Here is a 9,003-nt window from a genome sequence, read left to right on the forward strand (position 1 = left end):
ATTTTCAGTCTTATTTCATTGGTTTGTCTGGCGAAGTGTGCAAAAAAATAAGAAAAGTGACATTTTTTGTAGACAACTCTCCCTCTCATCATTAGAATGCGCGCAATTTGCCAAAATTTTGCCTAAAAAGCAGCTTTGGCATTGATTTTGAGGAATAAATCTGAATTAATATGCACTAATTGCGAGTAATTATTCTTTGGAGGGTGTTTTGATTAAGTCAGCTATATTGGTTCTGGAAGATGGAACCCAATTCCACGGTCGTGCCATAGGTGCGGAAGGGGCGGCAGTTGGGGAAGTGGTGTTCAATACCTCGATGACCGGATATCAAGAAATTCTCACAGACCCTTCCTATTCCCGCCAAATTGTCACTCTTACTTATCCCCATATTGGTAATGTCGGTGTTAACTCAGTCGATAAAGAATCACTAAAAGTACAAGCCCAAGGGCTAGTGATTCGTGATCTACCACTGTTGGCCAGTAACTTCCGCTGCGAAGAAACGCTTTCCGATTACCTTAAACGTCATAATATTGTTGCGATAGCAGATATCGATACCCGTAAACTGACGCGTTTGTTAAGAGAAAAGGGTTCACAGAATGGTTGTATTATAGCAGGTAAACAGATTGACGCTCAGGTTGCACTGGAAAAAGCGCAAGCGTTTCCGGGGCTGGAGGGGATGGATTTAGCAAAAGAGGTGACAACTAAACAGATTTATCCGTGGTTACAGGGGAGCTGGCAGCTGGCAGGGGGATTACCGGAAGATAAGCAAGAACAGGATCTGCCTTATCATGTTGTTGCTTATGACTTTGGTGCAAAACGTAATATCTTGCGAATGCTGGTGGATCGTGGCTGCCGCCTGACAGTTGTTCCTGCCCAGACATCGGCTGAAGATGTACTGAAACTGAACCCGGATGGTATTTTCTTGTCCAATGGGCCGGGCGATCCGGTGCCTTGTGGTTATGCAATCGATGCAGTCAAAACCCTGCTTGAGACAGAGATTCCGATCTTTGGTATCTGCCTTGGACACCAATTGTTGGCGTTAGCCAGTGGCGCTGAAACTATGAAAATGAAATTCGGCCATCATGGTGGTAACCATCCGGTGAAAGATCTTGAATGTAATGTTGTAATGATTACCGCACAAAACCACGGCTTTGCTGTGGATGAAAAATCACTGCCGTCAAATTTGCGCGTTACTCATAAATCTCTGTTTGACGGCACGTTGCAAGGGATTCATCGTACCGATAAACCTGCATTCAGCTTCCAGGGGCATCCAGAAGCTAGCCCTGGTCCACATGAAACTGCATCGTTATTTGATCACTTTATTGAACTCATTGAGCAGTATTGTCAGAAAAATAATCGTCATAACACCAAGTAATCAGGAGAAAATAAAATGGCAAAACGTACTGATATTAAAAGTATCCTGATCCTGGGTGCCGGCCCAATTGTTATTGGTCAGGCTTGTGAATTCGACTACTCAGGAGCACAAGCGTGTAAAGCGTTACGGGAAGAAGGTTATCGTGTCGTTCTGGTGAACTCGAACCCTGCTACCATTATGACTGATCCAGAAATGGCCGATGCCACTTATATTGAGCCGATCCACTGGGAAGTGGTACGTAAAATCATTGAAAAAGAGCGTCCCGATGCGATTCTGCCAACAATGGGCGGACAAACCGCACTCAACTGTGTGCTAGAACTGGAGCGTCAGGGTGTGCTGAAAGAGTTTGGCGTTACCATGATTGGCGCTACCGCAGATGCGATTGACAAAGCGGAAGATCGCCGCCGTTTCGATATAGCAATGAAAAAGATTGGCTTGGAAACTCCGCGTTCTGGTATCGCCCATTCAATGGAAGAAGCACTGGTAATCGCTGAACAAGTCGGTTTTCCTTGTATTATCCGTCCTTCCTTTACTATGGGAGGAAGCGGTGGGGGTATTGCCTATAACCGCGAAGAATTTGAGGAAATTTGTGAGCGTGGCTTGGATCTCTCACCAACCAATGAACTCTTGATTGATGAATCTCTGATTGGTTGGAAAGAGTATGAAATGGAAGTTGTGCGGGATAAAAACGATAACTGCATTATCGTCTGCTCTATTGAAAACCTTGATGCGATGGGGATTCATACCGGTGATTCCATCACGGTCGCCCCGGCGCAAACGCTGACGGATAAAGAGTATCAAATCATGCGTAACGCTTCGATGGCGGTATTGCGTGAAATCGGTGTAGAAACTGGGGGATCTAACGTACAGTTTGCAGTGAACCCAAAAAATGGCCGTTTAGTTATCATCGAAATGAATCCTCGCGTTTCTCGCTCTTCTGCGTTGGCTTCGAAAGCGACAGGTTTCCCGATCGCTAAAATTGCCGCTAAATTGGCTGTGGGTTATACCCTTGATGAGTTGATGAATGATATCACTGGTGGTCGCACGCCAGCTTCCTTTGAGCCTTCTATCGACTACGTAGTCACTAAAGTTCCTCGCTTTAATTTCGAGAAATTTGCTGGGGCCAATGATCGTCTGACAACCCAGATGAAATCTGTTGGTGAAGTGATGGCAATTGGTCGCACTCAGCAAGAATCTCTGCAAAAAGCCTTGCGTGGTTTGGAAGTGGGGGCAACTGGTTTTGACCCGAAAGTCAGTTTAGATGATCCAGAAGCATTGACTAAAATTCGTCGCGAATTAAAAGATGCAGGTGCTGAGCGTATCTGGTATATCGCTGATGCTTTCCGTGCAGGTATGTCTGTTGATGGTATTTTTAACCTGACCGATATTGATCGCTGGTTCTTAGTGCAAATTGAAGAACTAGTGCGATTGGAGGAGCAGGTGGCAGAACAGGGCATTAACAGCTTGACGGCTGACTTCCTGCGTCATCTGAAGCGTAAAGGTTTTGCTGATGCACGTCTGGCGAAACTGGTCGGGGTGGCCGAAAAAGAGATCCGCAAACTGCGCCACAAATATAATCTGTATCCGGTTTACAAGCGCGTTGATACCTGTGCGGCAGAATTTGCGACTGATACTGCATACATGTATTCCACTTATGAAGATGAGTGTGAGGCTAATCCGCATAGTGACAAGCCAAAAATCATGATATTGGGTGGTGGTCCGAATCGTATTGGGCAGGGGATTGAATTCGACTATTGTTGTGTTCATGCAGCCTTGGCACTGCGTGAAGATGGGTATGAAACCATCATGGTGAACTGTAACCCGGAAACTGTTTCAACAGATTACGATACATCGGACCGTCTCTATTTCGAACCGGTGACTTTGGAAGATGTTCTTGAGATTGTGCGTGTTGAGCAGCCAAAAGGTGTGATTGTTCAGTATGGTGGGCAAACTCCGCTGAAATTGGCTCGTGAACTGGAAATCGCCGGTGTTCCAATTATTGGTACCAGCCCGGATGCGATTGATCGTGCGGAAGACCGTGAACGTTTCAAACAGGCAGTAAATCGCCTTGGCTTGAAACAACCCGAAAATGCCACGGTGACCACGATAGAACGGGCAGTTGAGAAAGCAAACATTCTGGGTTATCCATTGGTGGTTCGTCCATCCTATGTTTTGGGTGGCCGTGCGATGGAAATCGTCTATGACGAAGTTGACCTGCGTCGTTACTTCCAGACGGCGGTCAATGTCTCTAATGACGCCCCAGTATTGCTTGATTGTTTCCTTGATGATGCAGTGGAAGTAGACGTTGACGCTATCTGTGACGGTGAACGTGTATTGATCGGCGGTATTATGGAACATATTGAGCAGGCAGGTGTGCATTCCGGCGACTCAGCTTGTTCGCTGCCTGCTTACACCCTAAGTCAAGAAATCCAGGATGTCATGCGCCAGCAGGTAGAAAAACTGGCGTTTGAATTGGGGGTACATGGCTTGATGAATGTCCAGTTTGCCGTCAAGAATGACGAAGTTTATCTGATTGAAGTCAACCCGCGTGCGGCTCGTACTGTGCCATTTGTTTCTAAAGCGACCGGTTTACCACTGGCGAAGGTTGCGGCTCGTGTGATGGTTGGTCAATCTCTGGTTGAGCAAGATGCAACTCAGGAGATCATTCCACCATACTATTCGGTGAAAGAAGTTGTATTGCCTTTCAACAAATTCCCTGGTGTGGATCCGATTCTTGGGCCTGAAATGCGGTCAACCGGAGAAGTGATGGGGGTTGGGCGTACATTTGCCGAAGCTTTCTCAAAGGCACTATTGGGGTGTAGCGCCAAAATGCCGCAAAATGGTAGAGCACTTTTATCAGTGCGTGAAGGTGATAAAGGCCGGGTTGTGGATTTGGCCGCTAAATTGCTGAAACAGGGCTTTGAACTGGATGCGACTCACGGTACTGCGGTTGTGCTAGGTGAAGCGGGGATTAACCCTCGTCTGGTGAATAAAGTTCACGAAGGGCGTCCGCATATTCAGGATAGAACCAAAAATGGTGAATATAGCTATATTGTAAACACGACTGCGGGTCGTCAGGCGATTGAGGATTCCAAACTTATTCGCCGTAGTGCACTGCAATATAAAGTGCATTATGACACCACATTAAATGGTGGATTTGCTACAACAATGGCACTGAGTGCCGATCCAACTGAGCAGGTAATTTCTGTACAGGAAATGCATGCGATGATTAATAGCTAGTCCGTATTATGATTAACTGAAATAATAAATAAGGTGCGCTTGAGAAAGCGCCCCTTATTATTGTCATCCTTAAACCACCTCCAAGGGCTGTCTCTTAGTCAGATCTCCTGATTAAGAGACAGTCGTACTAGCAGGAATATCTCTGAGTCAAATTTTTCTCAATTTACTTTAATTAAGGAAATTCCTTCATCTTTTAGCAAAGAATCAGGTATATGATTAAACATATATATTTCATCACCTAAATTCATTACGCTAAATTGACCATAATCATAAAACACAAACATAAAACCGATAATATCTTGCTCAATTTCAGAATAAATAGCATTAACGTAAGAAAGTGGTTTCCCTATCAATCCATCAAATATTTTAAAATTAGATAGATCCATCACTATTTCCTTGCCATATTCTCCTAAGTCATTTTCCCTCAGTTCACTTTTACACAAAACGATTGATGTTCCATTAGGGCTACAAAGTAACTTCTTTGGCGAGTTATCAGTTTCACAAAATTCGATAGATAACTCTTGGGGATGTTCAACATCTGCTATGTCGTATATATAAATCAATCCATACACTGACTTAAGCCGTTTCCCTGTAATTTCAACTCCCCACTCACTGATTTCTTTAGTAACTAAACTCAATGTGGTTCTCCTTTTAGTGCATTCTTCACAGATGTATTATTAATGCCATTCTTCATAATGGTAACGAATGTGCCATCTGGTTTAGTGACAACAACATCATTTCCCTTTATTTTAAATAATACATCCCCTCTTGTTCCATTAGTTCCTTGTCCAGCAAAAACACCAGGAATTGTTTTATCTGGGTTATTACCTATTTCGTCTATTTTATCCAGAACCAACTTTCTATTCGCAGGATTTGATGGATTACCACCAAAATCTTTAGTACCTCCACTTGGGATTGATTTAACATGCTAGCAAATTTTTATAGGAGCAAAATACCGACTAAAAATCAGTACGTTGTTAATAAGTTGAACCCCAGCTTTTTAGCTGGGGTGGTTATTTATTTCTTATTTTCAGGGTAATTATAGTGGTCTGGGATCTTATAATTTTCAGGAATTTTCGGCCAATTATATCGATCTGTCCAGCCGATCATTTCTATATCCTCACATATATTCCCGAAAAAATTGCTTAGATCCATTGAGTTAGCTCGTGCTCGATTTAAAGCAGCTTGAACAGCGATCATATCTTCCTGATCAAGTGCTTTTTGTAATAAAGAAAAGTCATCCAATAATCGATTGATACTGAGATTTAGTTCTTCATCCAGATTGAGTGTGTAATCTGTATTTCCTTCATCGTATAATTCACGTTTGGGAATATTACAGGTTCGAGCCAGTCTAACTAATGCTTCTTTTAATTCGTTCAATGAACTGATTCTAGTCAACTTTCAGCCTCCTTCCCTTTCCTGCACGAGTTTTATCATCGTTTATAGTCCCATCCAAGTTAAGAGCGAACTTGAACTTATCTTTACTATCAAATACTTCTAAATGATTCTTGTGTGATCCGTCTAAATATATTTGGTCACCTTTACTAATATTGTCACCCATTTTGGTTTTAGCTTGATAAATACTCTGTCCTTGATATCGCTTGCTGGTTTTAAGTGTACCGTTTTTAATCTGATTCCCAAGTCCTTGTTGATTAAAGAATTCCCCCATATTACCAACAGCACCCTGATTCGGCTGATAAGGCTGTTTATTCTTCCCAACAATCGAAGCAACGGAAGCTTTACCGCCGATAGCGCCACCAATACCGGCAGATTCTACCGCCTCTTTGGCTATCAGTGCACCTTTTTCCCAAGTTGGCAGTTGTTCAAGCGTATTAAGAAAAGATCCCAGCTTTTGGTACTGGGATCTTTCTGGTTTAAGGGAGTTGAGCAAGTAAGGATTTTACTTGCTCTGTATCTTCTGGATGTAATTGAAGATATTTCTCACAGGCTAGTTTTATATATTCAAAGCCGATGGATTCAGAAACAATAACTTCACCTTCCCATACACCGAACATTATTCCTTCAAAATGGTATTCAGGATCGGGATCATCTAAGTTTGGAAAAATACAATAGGTTTCATTAACTCCACACCCGTCCTTTTTTAGAACAAGCGGTAAAGCCCATAAAAATTCACCTTGGGAATATATAGAATTAAAAAACTCCTTCATAACCCACTCTGAATCACTGTTATAATCTATTTTTTCAAAAAGACGTTTATTACTCATTATGTCACCGGGAAAAAGTTAGTAACTGTACTTATATTCTCTGTCTGTTATACGATAGGTCGAAAATTTCGCAATTTTTTTGGAACAGATAACTTATGGGTATGTCAATTCCCGGCACTGAAAACGCTCAGGGCTTGCTTGAACGTGTGTTTAATCAACCAACTGGCTGATATGATGGGTTATAAATTCCCCGTGTTAGCGTACTGCTAACACGGGAGGATAATCATTTCATTAACAAGAGATCACGCAAATCCATTTGTAGACTCTTAAATTTTATAAATATTCTTTAGGTATATTTGATATCTGCTCCTCTAGTGACCAATTTTCTGGCTTGGATTTTTCGAAATTCCACTTTGCGCCTTTATCCAACCACTTAGATCTGTAATTTTTTAATGCTGTTAAAGTAGCATCTTCATAGCCAAATTCCACCCCACAGCAATCACAAATATCAAACGTTGGTGAATTGCCATCTTCACCCCATGGAGGATCTAATTGTTCTGCACCACATACACGGCATACATATAATCTATTATTTTTGTGCATTGAAGTAATCCAAATTTGTTTTATATCCATGATCTACTGGATTTGGTTTAAACATTGTTTTAGGAACACCATCCGCATTTTTTACTGCGAAAATATTTGTCTCTGAATTGTAATATAAAGTATCTCCATTAGCTCGGGTTTTAATTAAAGTTCCTTTCGGAGGATTTTTAATAAAATTATGGGTGGCTTCAACATATTGTTTTGAATTCTGATATTCAGGGAATTCACTTTTATGTTTATCCCAGTGACCATAAGCATTTGCTACAGGTTCTTTTTTCTTCGTTTCCGTCCATATTTGAGTTTCTTTAGTTTTGCCTGAATCTATTGTGTTGCCAACATTACGATTCTTCCCAACAATCGAAGCAACCGAAGCTTTACCGCCAATAGCACCACCAATACCGGCAGATTCTACCGCCTCTTTGGCTATCAGTGCACCTTTTTCCCAGGCGGGCAGCGAGTTATATAACAGCCCTAAATAACGCTCCCAATGATTTTGCCACCCGCCTAGATTGTCATCGGGCCTCTGAATGTTTTATCTAGCGTTATTGCTGCTAGTTTTTTAAATAATTTCTGCTGATAGGTAAGTAGTAACCAACAGATAAATAAACCCTAGCCGTGTGAACTGCACCTTTATAAGTTGAGTATCCAACTTTTGGGGTGCAGTTCAGATGATCGGGGGAACTAAAACCAAAATTAAAAATATACAAATTTTACGAATAAATAAGATCCTTTTTAGTTTCAATCAGAAGTTCAATAAATTCATCTAATGGAAACTTCAATTCAACTTGTTCAGATAATATTCTTAAATCAGGAAAAAACTCTACTTCAATATGTTCAATCCCTTTATCCTTATTAATTTGGCAAAGTATTTGATTTTTATATGATATCTCAACTGTTAATTCTTCATATTTATTATCACTGAAAAAATCAACATTAAAATCTGTACGCATAACTATTTATTCCTTTTCGGATCTAGAACACCAGAGAAAGATCCATCTGCATTATAGCGAACACCTCTTCCATCAAGAAGTCGATATTCAATACCACCACGGGATAACTCTGTTTTGATAGTATTTGGATTTCCTAATACTTCATTAACAAATTTATTTGCTGCTGCATTTTTTTGAGCTACGTTTCCTCTTAGTGGTTCAAATGTTCCATCTTGTCGACCTGCATGTTTTTCCCATGCCCTAGCGGCTTCAGATAGACCTTGTGGATTCATTGGCTTGTTGGCAGAACTTACTAAGTCCTCAATAGTAAATTTATTTCCTTGATTTACTACAATCGTCCCTTTTCCAGTTTCAGATTTACATGAATTCCCCCATCTGTAATATTATCTCGACCAAAATCAACACGCCCAAACCATTTCTTAGGCAGTGGCGTTATTAATTCGGCTTCATGAATAACCGGGTTTCCAAAATCACAGGTTTCCGTTTCATGAACAATCCTGTTTTTATCTGTTGAATCGGGTATTAACTCCTTGTTCTTAACAATAAAAACATCACGCGCATTATTAAGTTTTTGGGTCCTGACAACCAAATCCCCCTTCACGGTTTTTATCGTCGCAGATCTATTCTCGACTAATTGACCTTTATTTCCCTGAGCATCTTTCTGTATCCACAT

At 41.3% G+C, this 9,003-nt stretch carries 11 protein-coding genes and 1 pseudogene; 2 read left to right on the forward strand and 10 right to left on the reverse strand.

The window, feature by feature from the left end; translation table 11 throughout:
* Positions 1-208: 208 nt before the first annotated feature.
* Positions 209-1,372, forward strand: a complete 1,164-nt coding sequence (carA, locus tag D3222_RS13795) for a glutamine-hydrolyzing carbamoyl-phosphate synthase small subunit (protein WP_118986674.1) — start codon at positions 209-211, stop codon at positions 1,370-1,372.
* 15 nt (positions 1,373-1,387) lie between these two features.
* Complete coding sequence (gene carB, locus D3222_RS13800; RefSeq protein ID WP_118986675.1) at positions 1,388-4,612, forward strand: carbamoyl-phosphate synthase large subunit; 3,225 nt, start codon at positions 1,388-1,390, stop codon at positions 4,610-4,612.
* A 158-nt stretch (positions 4,613-4,770) separates the two neighbouring features.
* Here the strand turns inward: carB and D3222_RS13805 are convergent, their stop codons facing one another.
* The 10 genes and pseudogenes from D3222_RS13805 to D3222_RS13850 all read right to left on the reverse strand — a co-directional run.
* Entirely contained in the window at positions 4,771-5,250 is a 480-nt protein-coding gene (locus D3222_RS13805) for a hypothetical protein (RefSeq protein ID WP_118986676.1), read from the reverse strand.
* Positions 5,247-5,468 carry a hypothetical protein gene (locus D3222_RS13810; protein ID WP_118986677.1) on the reverse strand — a complete coding sequence of 74 codons (222 nt, stop codon included), beginning with the start codon at positions 5,466-5,468 and terminating at the stop codon, positions 5,247-5,249. Before D3222_RS13810 ends, D3222_RS13805 begins: the two co-directional genes overlap by 4 nt.
* A gap of 161 nt (positions 5,469-5,629) precedes the next feature.
* Positions 5,630-6,010, reverse strand: coding sequence for a hypothetical protein (locus tag D3222_RS13815; protein ID WP_118986678.1), 381 nt, complete (start codon positions 6,008-6,010; stop codon positions 5,630-5,632).
* Positions 6,003-6,503 carry a hypothetical protein gene (locus D3222_RS26030; protein ID WP_118986679.1) on the reverse strand — a complete coding sequence of 167 codons (501 nt, stop codon included), beginning with the start codon at positions 6,501-6,503 and terminating at the stop codon, positions 6,003-6,005. Before D3222_RS26030 ends, D3222_RS13815 begins: the two co-directional genes overlap by 8 nt.
* Positions 6,487-6,837, reverse strand: a complete 351-nt coding sequence (cdiI, locus tag D3222_RS13825) for a ribonuclease toxin immunity protein CdiI (protein WP_157975330.1) — start codon at positions 6,835-6,837, stop codon at positions 6,487-6,489. The genes D3222_RS26030 and cdiI overlap by 17 nt, the downstream gene beginning before the upstream one ends.
* 273 nt (positions 6,838-7,110) lie before the next feature.
* Positions 7,111-7,380, reverse strand: a complete 270-nt coding sequence (locus D3222_RS13830; RefSeq protein ID WP_118986680.1) for a hypothetical protein — start codon at positions 7,378-7,380, stop codon at positions 7,111-7,113.
* Positions 7,367-7,855 (reverse strand): annotated as a pseudogene (locus D3222_RS26755) (hypothetical protein); the annotation flags it as partial. The gene D3222_RS13830 and the pseudogene D3222_RS26755, both read right to left, overlap by 14 nt.
* Positions 7,856-8,090: 235 nt before the next feature.
* Entirely contained in the window at positions 8,091-8,330 is a 240-nt protein-coding gene (locus D3222_RS13840) for a hypothetical protein (RefSeq protein WP_118986681.1), read from the reverse strand.
* A gap of 2 nt (positions 8,331-8,332) precedes the next feature.
* Positions 8,333-8,602 (reverse strand): hypothetical protein, encoded by a 270-nt coding sequence (locus tag D3222_RS13845; RefSeq protein ID WP_118986682.1) that lies wholly within the window; start codon positions 8,600-8,602, stop codon positions 8,333-8,335.
* A gap of 56 nt (positions 8,603-8,658) precedes the next feature.
* On the reverse strand, positions 8,659-9,003 hold a 345-nt coding region (locus D3222_RS13850; RefSeq protein WP_198672813.1), incomplete at its 5' end, for a hypothetical protein.

The sequence above is a fragment of the Photorhabdus sp. CRCIA-P01 genome (genome assembly GCF_003545805.1).
In the GTDB taxonomy this organism is placed as follows: domain Bacteria; phylum Pseudomonadota; class Gammaproteobacteria; order Enterobacterales; family Enterobacteriaceae; genus Photorhabdus; species Photorhabdus antumapuensis.